At 64.5% G+C, this 15,223-nt stretch carries 13 protein-coding genes and 1 pseudogene; 9 read left to right on the top strand and 5 right to left on the bottom strand.

The window, feature by feature from the left end:
- Together A3728_RS21035 and A3728_RS21030 are read right to left on the bottom strand one after the other, a co-directional pair.
- Window positions 1–592, bottom strand: a pseudogene (locus A3728_RS21035) (hypothetical protein); the annotation flags it as partial.
- 2 nt (window positions 593–594) lie between these two features.
- Window positions 595–2,640: an HAD-IIB family hydrolase gene (locus tag A3728_RS21030; RefSeq protein ID WP_067928384.1), complete on the bottom strand. Its 2,046-nt coding sequence runs from the start codon at window positions 2,638–2,640 to the stop codon at window positions 595–597.
- A gap of 157 nt (window positions 2,641–2,797) precedes the next feature.
- Between A3728_RS21030 and A3728_RS21025 the strand changes: the two genes are divergently transcribed.
- Together A3728_RS21025 and A3728_RS21020 are read left to right on the top strand one after the other, a co-directional pair.
- A complete protein-coding gene (locus A3728_RS21025) occupies window positions 2,798–3,589 on the top strand; it encodes a sulfotransferase family protein (protein ID WP_067928380.1) in 792 nt (263 codons plus the stop codon).
- Between the two features lie 397 nt (window positions 3,590–3,986).
- On the top strand, window positions 3,987–4,409 hold the full coding sequence (locus A3728_RS21020; protein WP_067928376.1) for a DUF4112 domain-containing protein: 423 nt from the start codon (window positions 3,987–3,989) through the stop codon (window positions 4,407–4,409).
- Between the two features lie 57 nt (window positions 4,410–4,466).
- Here A3728_RS21020 and ndk read toward each other — a convergent pair whose 3' ends face one another.
- A complete protein-coding gene (gene ndk, locus A3728_RS21015; protein WP_067928373.1) occupies window positions 4,467–4,889 on the bottom strand; it encodes a nucleoside-diphosphate kinase in 423 nt (140 codons plus the stop codon).
- Window positions 4,890–5,100: 211 nt separating this feature from the next.
- On the opposite strand from ndk, the gene A3728_RS21010 reads away from it, so the two are divergent.
- Genes A3728_RS21010 through A3728_RS21000 form a run of 3 tightly spaced genes read left to right on the top strand, consistent with a single transcriptional unit; the run spans window position 5,101 to window position 8,242 of the window.
- Window positions 5,101–6,960 carry an ABC-F family ATP-binding cassette domain-containing protein gene (locus tag A3728_RS21010; protein ID WP_067928368.1) on the top strand — a complete coding sequence of 620 codons (1,860 nt, stop codon included), beginning with the start codon at window positions 5,101–5,103 and terminating at the stop codon, window positions 6,958–6,960.
- On the top strand, window positions 6,957–7,607 hold the full coding sequence (locus tag A3728_RS21005) for a MarC family protein (RefSeq protein WP_067928365.1): 651 nt from the start codon (window positions 6,957–6,959) through the stop codon (window positions 7,605–7,607). Before A3728_RS21010 ends, A3728_RS21005 begins: the two co-directional genes overlap by 4 nt.
- Before the next feature lie 53 nt (window positions 7,608–7,660).
- Entirely contained in the window at window positions 7,661–8,242 is a 582-nt protein-coding gene (locus A3728_RS21000) for a retropepsin-like aspartic protease family protein (RefSeq protein WP_067928360.1), read from the top strand.
- A gap of 27 nt (window positions 8,243–8,269) precedes the next feature.
- Here A3728_RS21000 and A3728_RS20995 read toward each other — a convergent pair whose 3' ends face one another.
- Together A3728_RS20995 and A3728_RS20990 are read right to left on the bottom strand one after the other, a co-directional pair.
- Window positions 8,270–8,743, bottom strand: a complete 474-nt coding sequence (locus tag A3728_RS20995) for a DNA polymerase III subunit chi (RefSeq protein WP_067928357.1) — start codon at window positions 8,741–8,743, stop codon at window positions 8,270–8,272.
- 6 nt (window positions 8,744–8,749) lie between these two features.
- Entirely contained in the window at window positions 8,750–10,222 is a 1,473-nt protein-coding gene (locus tag A3728_RS20990) for a leucyl aminopeptidase (protein ID WP_067928355.1), read from the bottom strand.
- A 136-nt stretch (window positions 10,223–10,358) separates the two neighbouring features.
- On the opposite strand from A3728_RS20990, the gene lptF reads away from it, so the two are divergent.
- The 4 genes from lptF to A3728_RS20970 form a co-directional block, all read left to right on the top strand.
- Entirely contained in the window at window positions 10,359–11,483 is a 1,125-nt protein-coding gene (gene lptF, locus A3728_RS20985) for an LPS export ABC transporter permease LptF (RefSeq protein ID WP_067928352.1), read from the top strand.
- Window positions 11,480–12,577 (top strand): LPS export ABC transporter permease LptG, encoded by a 1,098-nt coding sequence (lptG, locus tag A3728_RS20980; protein ID WP_067928349.1) that lies wholly within the window; start codon window positions 11,480–11,482, stop codon window positions 12,575–12,577. Before lptF ends, lptG begins: the two co-directional genes overlap by 4 nt.
- A 1-nt stretch (window position 12,578) precedes the next feature.
- Window positions 12,579–14,735 (top strand): LPS-assembly protein LptD, encoded by a 2,157-nt coding sequence (locus A3728_RS20975; protein ID WP_067928346.1) that lies wholly within the window; start codon window positions 12,579–12,581, stop codon window positions 14,733–14,735.
- On the top strand, window positions 14,723–15,223 hold a 501-nt coding region (locus A3728_RS20970; RefSeq protein WP_236630593.1), incomplete at its 3' end, for a SurA N-terminal domain-containing protein. The genes A3728_RS20975 and A3728_RS20970, both read left to right, overlap by 13 nt.

Raw genomic sequence — 15,223 nt, 5'->3', positions numbered from 1 at the left:
GTGCCGCTGCCCGCTGCGCCTTGCGCGTGGCAAGCCCCAGACCCCCCGCAAAGAAGGTCTTGGCCCGCATGGCCGGGGTCCAGTCCTCCTGCGCCAGTGCCTCGTCAAAAGGGGCGAGCAAGCCGGCGGCACCATCATAGGCCGCCATATGGCCCGGGTCACTGCGGGTGCCGTGCTGCAGCACCTTCACATGCGGAACCGAACAGATGCGGGCCAGTTGCGCCACCTCGGCGCTCACATCGGAGATCATCAGCGCGGGGGCGGCACTTTCGAACCATGCGGCCATCTGTGCCATGGCCGCCCGGATACCGGGCCAGCCCACCGGGGCGCAATGCAGCATATCGGGCGTGGCGATCGCGCCCATTCCACGCGGCTCATTTCCCGACGGCTCGAAGAGCGAAGGGATCTCGATCACCTCCACCCGTTTCGGGAGCCCTGTCAATATCTCGGGGCGCGCACAGAAAACGGCGAGCGGGCGGTCTTCGGGCAGGGCCTTGGCGATGGAGACGAAACGCTCCGCATGGCCCCGCCCCTGATGGTGGACGAAGTAGCCGATCGGGGCCTTGGTGGCTGTCGTGACGTGATCGCGCATCCCTATTCCGCCATCGTCCGCGCGACGGCGGATTGCGCCATGCCAAGCTGTTCGAGGCCTTCCAGAACACCCAGCGCATGGGGCGCCTTGCTGCGGTAAAGGCCGGGCCGGGTCAGGGAGGCGATTTCGTCGAAGGCGTTGGAGGGCACGATGGCGCGCCCGCATCTCGTCAGCATGTCGAGATCATTGCCGCTGTCACCGCAAGCGACGCAATCCGCGAGGTCGAGGCCGAATTCCCGGGCAACGAAGCGGATGGCGTTGGCCTTCCCGGCGGCGCGGGGCAGCACGTCGATGAACCTGCCGTGCGAGGCGACGACCCTCGCGGAAAGGCGATGCTCATAGAGCCGGTCGCGGATATTGTCCGCCTCCTCCGCGGTGCCCATGTAGCTGATCTTCCAGCGGCGCTGCTCATAGACAGGTTGCGGCTTCAGGTCCTGGGCGCGCAGTACGTCTTCGACTTCTGCGCGGTCCCATTCCTTGTCGAGCAATGCGGCGAATTTGGCGCAACGCTCGTATTGGCCGGGGGCAGAGCGGCGCCAGATCTCGCTGCCGACCGAGGTGATGAAAACCTCCGGTTCCGGCAGCGACCATTGTGCCAGAACGCGGCGGGCTTCGCTGATGCTGCGGCCCGTGGCTGCCAGATAGGCGATGCCCGCGTCCCTTTTCGCGACCCATGCTGCAAAGGTGGCGGCGCTGTCGCGACAGCCCGTGAGTGTATTGTCGATGTCGCAGGCGACGATGCGGCGCAGCCAGCGGGGGTTTTCGCCGGGGGCGGCGCAAAGATCCTGCATCAGCGCCTGCACCTCTTGCGCCCAACGGTCCCAATTGAACTCGGCACGGGCCTGACGTCTGGCGCGGGCAAGTTGCAGATCGGTTCCCGGGCGGTTCAGCCATTTCAGACACGCCTCTGCGATGGCGCCGGGCTTTTCCGGTTTCACCACGGTGCCGCCGCCGGTGATCTCAGCGATATCCACCGGCCCGCCGTTGGCGGTGGCCACGAACGGCAGACCGGTTTGCACCGCCTCCACCAATGTCAGCCCGAACGGTTCATAGAAGGCAGGATTCGCAAAGACGCCGCCCCGTTCCGCGGCAAGCCGGTAGAGCGCACCGATGTCCGAAGGCCTATGCCGACGCGGCAGGGCCACATGCCCCCAGAGGTCGTGGCGATCCACCTGATCGAAGAGCTCCGTGATCACTGCGTCCTGTTCTTCGCTGGCCCCGGTGATCCCTTCCCGCAGGCCAGCGACGATCACAAGGTTCGCCTTCTCCCGCAGATCGGCGCTTTCCCCGAAGGCGTTGATCAGGGCAACGAGGTTCTTCTTGCGCACGGGCCGCGCAATGGCGAGCACGATGGATTTGTCCGAGTCCCGCAGGAAAGGGGCCAGCAATTCCTCCGCCGCTTCGACCGATCCGGCTTCGGGCAGGGTGACGCCGGGATTGACGCGGTGCGTCCGGCCCCCCGCGTGGCAGCCATAGGCTTCGACCTGGCGCTCCGCCTCATCGCGGGAGGATACGATGATGCCAGCGGCCTTGCAGATCGCTTCGCGCTCCTGCGCGATGCGGGTCTTCATGGCGGGGGAATGTTGCGCCCCCTTTTTCCCCAGCCCCAGCGAATGGGGCGTGTAGAGGAACGGGATGCCGAATTCACGCTGCGCCGCCAGCGCCAATACGGCGGCATCCGCGAAATGCGCATGGATGATGTCCGGCAGGTGATCGGCATGGCGCAGGGCGTTCAGGAAAGCCCCCGTCATCTCGGGCAACTGGGCGTCCAGTTCTTCCTTGGGCAGGTAGCGGCTATCTTTCGTGCGGAGCCGCAGGATGCTGCATTTGTCGGAGATCTGTTCGCGCTCTTGGGAATGGATGCGACCCAGACCGGGGTCATCGAAGGCGCGGGTCAAGATGGTGACGGATCGGTTGTCGGACAGTTTGGCCTGTGCCTGCGCGGCGCCCAGAACATAGGCGATATGACCACCGGTATCGTCGGTAATACCGTATTGTATCGGCGGCGCCTTGAGGCAACCGCCGAGAGCGATGTGCATCACACGCATCACGACCTCGCTAAAATTTAACTATTTAACCTCACGGTGGTGTGAGCCTCCGTGTACCCACATAACAACAGTTCCCGGAAATCAGTTCCCGACATAAAAGGCTGGACCCGCCCCCGGTTCACCCTAGAAGTACCGGCAGCGGAAAAGAGGAGCGAAAATGGCACGTTATGTTTTCGTGGGTGGGTTGCACCGTTCGGGCACTTCGATCGTTTCGCGTATGATCGCCAGCCTCGAAAACGTCGCCTCCATCAGCGATGCGCCGGTGCCCGAAAACGAAGGCGTCTACCTGCAGGGGGCCATACCACACACGGCGTTGCACGGGCGGCCGATGCATTTCGCCACCGACCCCGCTCAGCACCACATCGAAGGCGGCAGCTTCGACCGGCTCGATGTGCGCGACAGGATCGCTTCGGATTGGGAGAAATGGTTTCAACCCCAAGATGCGCCTTGGCGGCTCGAAAAATCGCCTGTAAATTTTTCACGCATGCGGCTCTATCAGCAGCTTTTTCCGCTATCGCAGTTCATCGTCGTCATCCGTCATCCACAAGCGGTGGCGGGCGCGGTCGCCAAATGGGTGGACCTCGCCCAGGAGGAGGCATTGGACCACTGGATCGAGGCACACGGGCGGATGCAGGGTGACGCGGCGCATCTGCACAGCGTGATGATCCTGCGCTACGAAGACATCATGGAAAGGCCGCGCGCCCACATGGAGGCATTTGCCGCGTTTCTCCAACTGGAGCCCCGATACGACTTCGCCCTGCCCTCGGGTCACCGCAACGATGCCTACCCGGGCTGGACCGTCACGCCCGGGCGGGAAGCCTCGCTTGCCGACTGGGGATACGGGCCGGGGATGGGGCAGCAGGATTACGTGCCAATCGTCCGCCACCCCCTGCGCGCGGTGCGCGAAGGGGTTTCAGCGGCACTCCGTCGGCAGACGCGGGAGAGCTGACCGGCGCTCTGTGCCACTGGCACAATCTTACCTGAATTGAGCCTCATTGGCGACATGCCCCCAAAGCAGCATAGCCTCGGGGCAGTCGGTTCCAAGGCTGCCTGACATACAGGAGGCAGACATGGCACGTACCGCGAAGATCCCTTCCGGTTCCGGTGATCCGAAACCGCCGAAACCACCGCGAGACCCCGGGCAGAAACCCCGACCCCGGCCAAAACCCATCATCACGGATTACGCCAGCATCTGATCCCGCCCACGCCCGGACCATCAAAAGAGTGACACCTTCGATCAGTCGCCCAAAGGGGCTTTGACCTGCCCGCAATCCAGCCGCTCTGGCCCGAGCGGAACCAGCCGTCCTTCGGTGCGTTCATCTGTAACGCGAAGCGAAGGGACCCCGATGAATACCGAAGAACACCCCCACACGCGGGATGTGGCCCGTCTGCGGCGACTGGCCCACCGGATGGACAAGGCGTTCCGCCTGCCGATCGTCGGCGTCCGCGTCGGATGGGATTCGATCCTCGGTCTCGTGCCCGGTATCGGCGACACACTGGCGCTGGCCCCCGCCGCCTATATCCTGAAAGAAGCACACCGCCTCGGTGCACCGCCCGCGCTTCTGGCCCGGATGGGGGCCAATACGGGCATCGACCTCGTGATCGGTGCAGTGCCGCTTATCGGTGACCTGTTCGACGTCGGCTGGAAATCGAATTCCCGCAATGTCGATCTGCTGCAGGATCATCTGGACCGGCAGATTGCCCGGGCGCCGCGCACCGAAGACGTCGAAGGGCGGCTTTCCTCACATCATCCGACGCTCGAAGGCTGAAACACGAAAGGGCCGCATCGCTGCGGCCCTAATGTCGTTCCGAAAATGGCAGTCGCTTCAGCCGACCAGTTCCATCCCGGCAAAGAAGTAGGCGATTTCGACCGCCGCGGTTTCCGGCGCGTCGGACCCGTGGACGGAGTTTTCACCGACGCTTTCGGCGAATTCCGCGCGGATGGTGCCCTCTGCGGCATCGGCGGGGTTGGTCGCACCCATCACTTCGCGGTTCTTGGCGATGGCGTTTTCGCCTTCCAGCACCTGCACCACGACCGGGGCGGATGCCATGAATTCGCACAGTTCGTCATAGAAGGGACGTTCGGCGTGCACGGCATAAAAGACACCCGCCTGCTCCTTGGTCATGTGGATACGCTTTTGCGCGATGATGCGCAGGCCCGCGTCCTCGAACTTGGCATTGATCTTGCCGGTCAGGTTACGGCGTGTCGCATCGGGCTTGATGATCGAGAAGGTGCGCTCGAGAGCCATGAATAACGTCCTTTCATAGAGCTAATTTGGCGGCGCGTTTAACACGCGCCCCCTGAGGGCGAAAGCCCCAATCGGGAGGCGCGAAGGGGACAACTCGGGGCCAGCGCGCCATGCAGCAGCCCGCCCGGATCGGCACCTGCCCCTTTTCACACCGGCTGCGCCGCGCGGCCAATGATTGACATGGGCCGGGCAACGCGTCAGAGGCTCGCCCATGCTACGTATCTCCGAAATCAATTACTCCGTCGAAGGCCGCCCCCTCTTTGAAGAGGCAAGCGCCGTGATCCCCGATGGCCACAAGGTCGGCCTCGTGGGGCGCAACGGCGCGGGCAAGACGACGCTCTTCCGCCTCATCCGGGGGGAGCTTACCCTTGATGCGGGCAGCCTGTCCCTGCCCTCGCGGGCGCGTATCGGCGGTGTCGCGCAGGAAGTCCCCTCTTCCGAAACATCGCTGATCGACACGGTGCTTGCCGCCGATGTCGAACGCGCAACCCTGCTGGCCGAAGCCGAAAGCGCCACCGATCCCGCGCGCATCGCGGATATTCAGACCCGGCTGGCGGACATCGACGCATGGTCCGCCGAAGGGCGCGCGGCCTCCATCCTCAAGGGGCTCGGATTTGACGACGCCCAGCAGCAGATGCCCTGCTCCGCTTTTTCGGGGGGCTGGCGGATGCGCGTGGCACTGGCCGCCGTGCTCTTTGCGCAGCCCGACCTGCTGCTGCTCGACGAGCCGACCAACTACCTCGATCTCGAAGGCGCGCTCTGGCTGGAAAGCTACCTCGCGAAATATCCCCATACCGTGCTGATCATCAGCCACGACCGGGGGCTACTGAATCGGGCCGTGGGCGGCATCCTGCATCTGGAGGACCGCAAGCTCACCTACTACCAGGGGCCCTACGACCAGTTCGCGCGCCAGCGGGCCGAACAGCGCGCGGTTCAAGCGTCGATGGCGAAAAAGCAGCAGGCCCGGCGCGAGCATATGCAGGCTTTTGTCGACCGGTTCAAAGCCAAGGCCAGCAAGGCGAAACAGGCGCAGTCGCGGCTCAAGATGATCGAGAAGATGGATATGATCACCCCGCCCGAAGAGGCGGCGCGCAAGGTTTTCACCTTCCCCGAGCCGGAGGAGCTGTCGCCCCCCATCGTCAATATCGAAGGCGGCGCGGTGGGCTACGTGCCGGGCACCCCGGTGCTGTCGCGGCTTGACCTGCGCATAGATCAGGACGATCGCATCGCGCTTCTGGGCCGAAACGGTCAGGGCAAATCGACGCTGGCGAAACTGCTGTCGGAACGGCTCGACCTCATGGCGGGGCGGCAGATCAAGGCGAACAAGCTGCGCGTGGGCTTCTTTGCCCAGCATCAGGTGGACGAGTTGCATGTGAACGAAACACCGCTGCAACATATGATCGCTGCCCGTCCCGGCGTGATGCAAAGCAAGCTGCGTGCACAGCTTGCGGGGTTCGGCCTTGGCCCCGACCAGGCCGAGACCGAGGTGGCGCGGCTTTCGGGCGGCCAGAAGGCGCGGCTGTCGCTGCTGCTGGCGACGCTCGACGCGCCGCATATGCTGATCCTCGACGAGCCGACGAACCACCTCGATATCGAATCCCGCGAGGCGCTGGTGGAGGCGCTGACCCGCTACTCCGGCGCCGTCATCCTTGTGAGCCATGACATGCACCTGCTGTCGATGGTGGCCGACCGGCTCTGGCTGGTCTCGGGCGGGACGGTCAAACCCTACGAAGACGACCTTGAAACCTATCGCAAGATGCTGCTGACGCCGGACAAACCCGTCGCCAAAAGCGCCCCGAAAAAACCCGAGGCAAAACCCAAGCGCGCCAGCCGGGACGACATCCTTGCCTATCGCTCAGAAGTGCGGAAAGCCGAAGCGCGGGTGGAGAAGATCAACGAGATGCGCGACAAACTCGCCAAGAAGCTGGCGGACCCTGCACTGTACGAAAACGACAAGGTGGGCGAGCTTGAGGTCTGGAACCGCAAGTACGCCGAAGTGATGGAAGCGCTCGAACGGGCGGAAGGCATCTGGATGTCGGCGCTCGACCGGCTGGAAAAGGCCACCGCATGACCTTTGACACCGCCTATATGATCACGGCGCTGGTGACGATGTTCGTCGTCGTCGACCCCATCGCCATTGCGCCGCTGTTCCTTGCGTTGACAGGCGGTCGGACGGCGGCACAGCGCCGGCGGATCGCGTGGCGGGCGGTGTTGGTTGCGGGCCTGACGCTGGCGGTCTTTGCCGCCTTCGGCGAGGCGGTGCTGCTGTTCATCGGCATATCCATGCCTGCTTTCCGCGTCGCGGGGGGCGCTTTGCTGTTCCTTACGGCCATCGACATGCTTTTCGAACGGCGCACCAAGCGGCGCGAGGATCGGGCCGAAGCCGCGACCGAGGAAAGCGGCGAAGATGATGACGACCCTTCCGTCTTTCCGCTGGCCATTCCCCTTATCGCGGGTCCGGGCGCCATTGCGTCTGTGATCCTGCTGACCGGGGAAAAGCCGGGGGCCGAAGGGCTCATCACCGTGCTGGCGATCACCGCGCTGACGCTGGTGGTCATGGCGCTGACGCTTCAGGCGAGCGGCTATCTCGAACGGGTCATCGGCAAGGTCGGCATCAACGTCATCACCCGGCTTCTGGGCATGTTGCTGGCCGCCCTGTCCGTGCAGTTCATCCTCGACGGGCTCATTGCCTTCGGTTTCGGGCCGGGAACGGGCTGAACTTCGGGCGGCAGCCCCTATATTGGGGCAGCGCAACGCGAGGAAGACCGCCCATGGCCGAGATCGAAACCGGACGCCTGATCTATCTCATCCTGCTGCTGGCCATGGTCGCCGGCTGGTTTTTCATGCAATCGCGCGAAGGGCTCAACAAGACGATGCAGCAGGCCGCCATCTGGGGGCTGATCTTTGTCGGGGCCGCCGCTGCCGTGGGCCTGTGGCAGGACATTTCCAGCGACCGGCGGACCAGCGGCGCGCAATTTGCCAGCGATGGCACCATCGTCGTGCCACGCAGCCGCGACGCGCATTACTACCTCACGCTTTCGGTGAACGATACGCCCATCCGCTTCGTCGTCGATACCGGCGCTACCGACATGGTGCTGACCCGGCAGGACGCGGCACGCGCGGGCCTCGACCCCGAAGCGCTGAACTTCACGGGCCGCGCTTTTACCGCCAATGGCGAGGTGCGCACCGCCTTCGTTCGGCTCGACACGGTGACGCTGGGCAATGTGACGGACCGCAACGTTCCCGCCGTGGTGAGCGAGGGGGAGATGAACCAATCGCTGCTCGGCATGGGCTATCTGCAACGCTGGGGCCGGATCGAGATCACGGAGGGCGAGCTGCGCCTGTCCCGCTGAGCCGCTGGCGATGACGCCGACGCGCGGTCAGCCCGCGCCGCCGCTTTCGGCCTTCATCTCCCAGCGTCCGCTTTCTTCGGACCAGTATTTCGCCGCCAGTCCCGCCGCCGTCAGGCTGCGCCACTGGGTTCGCGCCTCATCCACCGCCGCGGGGTCGAAACCGTCGAACAGGATGCAGACGCGTACGAAATCTTCTGCCTCCGTCGCGGAGACGCCCGCCCCGTCCACCGCCATCAGGCATTTGGCCCCGTTGGGATTGCCGGGCTGCGTTGTCAGCAGCACCGGCTGATCGGCGTCGCCCGCCTCGCCCGTTGCCAACCCATGGGCGAGGAAACTGTCGGGCGGGCCCTGCCAAAGTTGATCGTCCAGCGCGGCGAGGCGCTGGGGATCGCTCCCCCGCACCAGCGCGCGCCAGCCGTTGGCCTGCGTCTTGTGCAGCAGCATGGCCAGCGTTTCACCGACCGGCCGCTGCGTCAGATGGTAGAAAAAGACCGCGCCCATCAGAGCCTAGTCCGTTTCGTAGCCGTCCGCGATCATCCGGTTCAGCGCGGCAACCCCCCAGCCCGTGGCCCCCTTGGGGGCGAGCGGCGTATCGTTCTTCACCGATGCCACCCCCGCGATATCGAGGTGGATCCAGGGCGTGCCGTCCTGAACGAAGCGTTTGAGGAACTGCGCGGCGGTGATCGACCCGCCCGCACGACCGCCGATATTCTTCATGTCCGCGATACGGCTTTTCAGCAGGTCATCGTAGCCCGAGCCCATGGGCATCCGCCACGCGCCTTCATTCTCCGTCCGGGCGGCCTTCAGGAAGCTGTCGCAGAAGGCGTCGTCGTTAGAAAAGACGCCCGCGTTCTCATGGCCGAGGCCGATGATGATGGCCCCCGTAAGGGTTGCAAGGTCGATCATGCCAGCGGGCTTGAAGCGTTCCTGCGCGTACCACATCACATCGCAGAGCACGAGCCGGCCCTCAGCGTCGGTATTGATCACCTCGACCGTGTCGCCCTTCATCGACGTGATCACGTCACCGGGCCGGATCGCATTGCCCGATGGCATGTTTTCCACGATCCCCACGAGGCCCACGACGTTGGCCTTGGCCTTGCGCAGAGCCAGCGTGCGCATTACGCCGGCAACGGTGCCCGCGCCGCCCATGTCCATCGTCATGTCTTCCATGCCGTTGCCGGGTTTCAGGCTGATGCCGCCGGTATCGAAGACGACGCCCTTACCGATCAGGGCCAGCGGCGCGCTGTCTTCCTTGCCGCCCTTCCACTGCATGACGACCACGTGGCTGGGGCTGACGGAGCCCTGCCCGACCGAAAGAAGCGTGCGCATCCCCAGCTCTTCGAGCTGGGCCTCATCCAGCACCTCGACTTCAAGGCCGAGCGATTCCATCTCCTTCAGACGCTCCGCGAAGGAGGAGGTCGTCAGCACGTTCGCGGGCGCATTAATGAGGTCACGGGTGAAGAACGCACCACCCGCAACGGCCAAGAGCGGGTCCGCCGCTTCGGACACGGCATCGGGCTTGGCGCACATCACCGTGACCTTGCCGCCTTTTTCTGCAGGCGAACTCTTGTGATCGGTGAAGTCGTAATCCCGCATCGCCACGCCGAAGACGACTTCGGCAAGGCGCCGGTGATTGCCCCCCAGCACCAGAAGATCGGAGGTGCCCCGCGCCTTGGCCAGCGCAGCACCCGCCTTGCGCGCGGCCTGCACATCCGCGTTCTTGGGCAGGATCGCCACATCCACGCCTTCGGCGGCCATGCCGGAGGGATAGGCCAGCGACAGCACCTGCCCCGGCTTCGCCTTTGCAAAGGCCGCGCCTTCGGTCATCCGTTCCAGTGCGCCGCGCATCAGCTTGTTCACCCGGCGGGCACCCGTATCCATGCGTCCTTCGGGGTCCAGCAGCACCGCGACCCGGCCTGCGTGGCCGGCGATGCGGTCGATATCGGTCTCTTCGAAGGAAATGGGGGTCAGATCGGTCATTCGGGGTGCCTCTCGCTTGATTTCGCCCAAGACCTAACCCGCCATCGGGGGAGTGGCCAGATATGAGTTTAACGGCCCCGCGAGATCCGCTAACATTCGCGAAAAATGCGCAGGCAGCAGGAAGTCGGGGAATACAGTGGCACGAATAGACCGCTACATGCTGTCGCAGCTCCTCGTTCTGTTCGGCTTTTTCGCGCTGGTGCTCGTCGCGCTGTTCTGGATCAACCGGGCGGTGCTGCTGTTCGACAGGTTGATCGGCGACAACCAGTCAGCCATCGTGTTCCTTGAATTCACGGTGCTGGGCCTGCCCAAGCTGATCACCACCGTCCTGCCGATCGCGGCCTTTGCGGGCTCTGTCTATGTGACCAACCGCATGTCGGGCGAATCCGAAATGGTAGTGCTGCAATCGACGGGATCGGGGCCGTGGCGGCTGGCGCGACCGGTTTTCGTCTACGGGCTCGTCGTGGCGGCGATGATGTCGATACTGACCCATTTCCTCGTCCCGCTGGCACAGGACCAGCTGACCCGGAGGGAGGCCGAGATTTCCCGCAACGTGACTGCACGCCTCCTGACGGAGGGCGTCTTTCTGCATCCCGCCCCCCTCGTGACCTTCTACACCCGGCAGATCGACGCCGACGGTGTGCTGCGGGATGTCTTTCTTTCGGATCGGCGGAATTCGGCGCAAGGCGCCATCTATACCGCCGCCGAAGCCTACCTTGTGCGCAACGGTTCGGCCACGACGCTGATCATGGTGGACGGTCTGGCCCAGCGGCTCAGCACCGCGGACAAGCGGCTTTCGACCGCCAAGTTCAAGGATTTCTCCTTCGATATCTCGGCGCTGGTCTCGCGGGATTCGGAGCGCACCCTTTCGATCCGCAACCTGACCACGCCGCAGCTGATCACCGGCTGGGACGCGCTGGCCGAGAAGGCCGGCGAACGGCTGGGCGACGTGGCCGAGGAGGTGCATTCCCGTTTCGCGCAACCGCTCTTCTGCCTGATCGCCGCGTTGATTGGCTATGCCACGCTGATGGTCGGTAGCTATTCCCGTTTCGGCGTCTGGCGCGAAGTTGTCGTGGCCTTCGGGCTGCTCATCGCCATCGACGGCCTGCGCGGAACGCTCGTGGATACCGTGCGGGGCGATGCGGCGCTCTGGCCGCTGATGTATCTGCCCTCGCTGGTTGGGGGGCTGCTGGTCGTGGTGATGCTGACCCTTGCCTCATATCCCGCGCGCCGGGTGCGGCGCAAAAAGGCCGCCGCATGATCCTGCATATCTATTTCGCGCGCCGTTTCGCGATGAGCTTTCTGTTCATCACCTTCGTGCTTTTCGCGCTGGTGATGCTGATCGACATGGTAGAACAGACGCGCAAGTTCGGTGAATACGACATCGGCTGGCAAGGCATTCTGGGCATGACGCTGTTGAATGCGCCCGAGACCATCAACCTGATCCTGCCGCTCATCGTCATATTGGCGACCATCGCGCTTTTCATCTCGCTTGCGCGGTCGTCGGAACTGGTGGTGACCCGGGCTGCCGGGCGTTCCGCGCTCAAGGCGCTGATCGCGCCCGTGACCGTCGCGCTGATCATCGGCGTTCTTGCGGTGAGCATGCTCAACCCCATCGTGGCGGCCACGGGCAAGCGCTATCTGCAACTGTCCGACAGCTATCGCAACGGCGGTGGCTCCGCCCTGTCGGTCAGCGAAGAAGGCTTATGGCTTCGGCAGGGCGGCGAAAGCGGACAGACCGTGATCCGTGCGCTGCGGTCGAACGCCGATGCGTCGCTGCTGTTCGACGTGACCTTCCTGACCTATGCGCCCGGCGGCGGCCCCGTCCGTCGGATCGAGGCCGAGAGCGCGCAGCTTTTTCCCGGGGCTTGGCTGCTCAAGAACGTGAAATCATGGCCTCTGATCTCGGGCATCAATGCCGAGGGCAATGCCAAGACTTCCGAAGAGCTTACGCTGCCCTCCTCGCTCACGCTGGACCGCATCCGCCAGACCATCGGCACCCCCGGCGCGGTTTCCATCTATGATCTGCCGGAGTTCATCCGCCAGTTGGAACAGGCCGGCTTCAGCACCCGCCGCCATCAGGTCTGGATGCAGGCGGAACTGGCGCGCCCCTTCTTCCTTGCGGCGATGGTTCTTGTTGCGAGCGCCTTTACCATGCGCCATACCCGTTTCGGCGGGACGGGCGTCGCTGTCCTGACATCTGTGCTTCTGGGGTTCGGCTTGTATTTCATTCGCAGTTTCGCGCAGATTCTCGGAGAGAACGGCCAGATCCCCGTTCTGCTGGCCGCATGGGCCCCGCCGCTGGCGGCGATGCTGCTGGCGCTCGGTTTCCTGCTTCATGTGGAGGACGGCTGAGATGAAAGCGTTTTCCCGCAAACTCGCCACAGCGTTCGTGCTGCTCTTCCTCCCGCTTGGCCTGTCTGCCCAGCAGCGTGAGGATGCCGCCGTTCTTGTGGCCGATAATCTCTTCATCACACCCCAGCGGGTTCTGGTGGCCGAAGGCAATGTGGAGGCGTTCCAGAACGGGACGCGCCTGCGCGCCTCGGCGATCCGCTACGATCAGGAAGCGGGCGCCTTGTCCATCGAGGGGCCGATCCTGCTGACCGAGGGCGAGGAGACGACGATCCTTGCGGATGCGGCTGAGCTGGATGCCGACCTGCGCAACGGCCTGCTGACCGGCGCGCGGCTCATCCTGAACGAGCGGTTGCAGCTTGCCGCGCTGCAGATCAACCGGGTGGATGGCCGCTACAGCCAGCTTTACAAGACCGCCGTGACCTCCTGCCGGGTCTGTGGCACGGGCGAGCCACCGCTGTGGCAGATCCGGGCCAAACGGGTGGTCCACGACGAGGAGGCGCAGCAGCTTTATTTCGACGAGGCGCAGTTCCTCATCCGCGATCTGCCGGTTTTCTACCTGCCCCGGCTTCGCCTGCCGGACCCGACGCTGGCGCGGGCCACCGGTTTTCTGACCCCGTCGATCCGCACCACCTCTGAACTGGGAACCGGGCTGAAACTGCCCTATTTCATCAAGATCGGCGATCACCGTGACCTGACGCTGACGCCCTATCTCTCGTCGAGCACGAAGACGCTGGAACTGCGCTACCGGCAGGCTTTCGTGAACGGGCGTATACAGTTCGACGGCGCGTTCAGCGACGATGACGAACGGCCCGGCGATACCCGCGCCTATCTCTTCGGCACCGGCGCCTTCGACCTGCCGCGCGACTACAAGCTTTATTTCGATATCGAGACGGTCAGCGACCGTTCATACCTCGCGGATTACGGCTATTCCGACAAGGACCGCCTGACCAGTGAACTGACCGTCAGCCGGACCCGCCGGGACATCTATCTGCGCGGCAGCCTCTATAATTTCGAGAGCCTTCGCCAGGGGGAGGTCAACGATACCCTGCCCACCGTGGTGGTGGACGGCGAATACGAGCGCCGCTTCTTTCCCCGGCGGCTGGGCGGCGAACTGCGCTTTGGCCTGAAGGTTCACAGCCACCGGCGCAATTCGGACCTCGACCGGGACAGCAATGATCCGGACCTTATCGTCGACGGGCGGGATGTGGCGCGGTTGAACGGACGTGCGGAATACCTCCGCCGCTTCGTGCACCGCTCGGGCCTTGTGGCGGACCTGCGCGCGGGGGCCACCTTCAACGTCTTCGACATCACACAGGATATCACCTTCGACCAGAACCATTCCGAAATCGCCCCGCAGGCAGCACTCGCCTTCCGCTATCCGCTCATCCGGCGCGAAGCCTCGGGTGCGACGCAGGTGCTGGAGCCGGTCGTGCAGCTGGGGTGGGTCGGCAACCGCAGGCTGGCGATCCCGAACGAGGAAAGCACGCGGGTCGAATTCGACGAAGGCAATCTGCTCGCCTTGTCCCGTTTCCCCGCGCCCGACCGGCGCGAACGCAAGGGCACCGTCGCGCTCGGCGTCAACTGGGCGCGCTCCGTTCCGGGGGCCTTCGAAACCCATGTGGTGCTGGGTCAGGTCCTGCGCGAAGACGCGGACCCTGCCTTTACCGTGACATCGGGGCTCGACGGGCCGCGATCGGACTTTCTGCTCGCGGCCCAGATCGCCAGCGCCGGGGGGCTGGCGGTGACCGGCCGAGGCCTCTTCGACGAGGATTTCGATTTTGCAAAGGCGGAATTGCGCGGCGACTGGACTTTCCCGCGCGGCAGCCTCGGCGGCAGCTTCCTATGGCTCGGGATCGACCCGGCGGAGGACCGCTTCGAGGAGGTCTCGGAGGTGAGCCTCGATGCCACCTATGACATCAGCCGCCACTGGGCCGCGGCGGCCGACCTGCGCTATGACGTGGCCGACAGCCGCGCTGCCAACGCCGCCCTCGGCCTCAGCTACAATAACGAATGCGTCTCGGTCGACCTTTCTGTACGCCGGCGCTATACCACCTCAACGAGCCTCGAACCCACTACGAGCCTTGGGCTGAACATCGGCCTGCGCGGGTTCTCGGCCTCAACCGAAACGGAAAGACTGGTACGGTCATGCGCGAAATAATCTCACGATTCCTTGGCCGGGCGATGCTGCTTGCCTGTCTGGTCTCCGGGCCTGTCCTGATGGCAGGGTCCGTGACGGCCCAGAATCTCTTTGCCCCGGTCGCCCAGGTCAACGACGCGCTGGTGACCGAATTCGAAGTGCAACAGCGCCAGCGGTTCCTGCAGGTGCTGAACGCACCCAATGCCACCCGCGAAGCCGCGATCGAGGCACTGATCGACGACCGCCTTCGCGCCGCGGCCGCCGCCGAGGCGGGTATTTCGCTGACGGATGAGCAGATCAATGCAGGCTTGGAAGAATTCGCCAGCCGCGCCGATCTTTCCCGGCAGGAATTCGTCGCCGCACTGGCGCAGGCCGGCGTGGCGGAGGAGACTTTCAGGGACTTCGTGCTCATCAACCTTGCGTGGCGCGATCTGATCCGCGCGCGCTATGGCCCGCGCGTCCAGATTTCGGATGCCGACATCGACCGTGCGCTGGGATCCGCCGGCACC

This window comes from Sulfitobacter sp. HI0040, assembly GCF_001634885.1.
Classification (GTDB): Bacteria; Pseudomonadota; Alphaproteobacteria; order Rhodobacterales; family Rhodobacteraceae; genus Sulfitobacter.
Note: the sequence above shows the minus strand (reverse complement) of the source record. Positions and strands in the feature narration are given on the sequence as shown.

Excerpts from the sequence above, each read along its gene's own strand:
- A3728_RS21030 (WP_067928384.1), bottom strand. The coding sequence starts at position 2,640 with ATGCGTGTGATGCACATCGCTCTCGGCGGTTGCCTCAAGGCGCCGCCG.
- A3728_RS21025 (WP_067928380.1), top strand. The coding sequence starts at position 2,798 with ATGGCACGTTATGTTTTCGTGGGTGGGTTGCACCGTTCGGGCACTTCG.
- A3728_RS21020 (WP_067928376.1), top strand. The coding sequence starts at position 3,987 with ATGAATACCGAAGAACACCCCCACACGCGGGATGTGGCCCGTCTGCGG.
- ndk (WP_067928373.1), bottom strand. The coding sequence starts at position 4,889 with ATGGCTCTCGAGCGCACCTTCTCGATCATCAAGCCCGATGCGACACGC.
- A3728_RS21010 (WP_067928368.1), top strand. The coding sequence starts at position 5,101 with ATGCTACGTATCTCCGAAATCAATTACTCCGTCGAAGGCCGCCCCCTC.
- A3728_RS21005 (WP_067928365.1), top strand. The coding sequence starts at position 6,957 with ATGACCTTTGACACCGCCTATATGATCACGGCGCTGGTGACGATGTTC.
- A3728_RS21000 (WP_067928360.1), top strand. The coding sequence starts at position 7,661 with ATGGCCGAGATCGAAACCGGACGCCTGATCTATCTCATCCTGCTGCTG.
- A3728_RS20995 (WP_067928357.1), bottom strand. The coding sequence starts at position 8,743 with ATGGGCGCGGTCTTTTTCTACCATCTGACGCAGCGGCCGGTCGGTGAA.
- A3728_RS20990 (WP_067928355.1), bottom strand. The coding sequence starts at position 10,222 with ATGACCGATCTGACCCCCATTTCCTTCGAAGAGACCGATATCGACCGC.
- lptG (WP_067928349.1), top strand. The coding sequence starts at position 11,480 with ATGATCCTGCATATCTATTTCGCGCGCCGTTTCGCGATGAGCTTTCTG.
- A3728_RS20975 (WP_067928346.1), top strand. The coding sequence starts at position 12,579 with ATGAAAGCGTTTTCCCGCAAACTCGCCACAGCGTTCGTGCTGCTCTTC.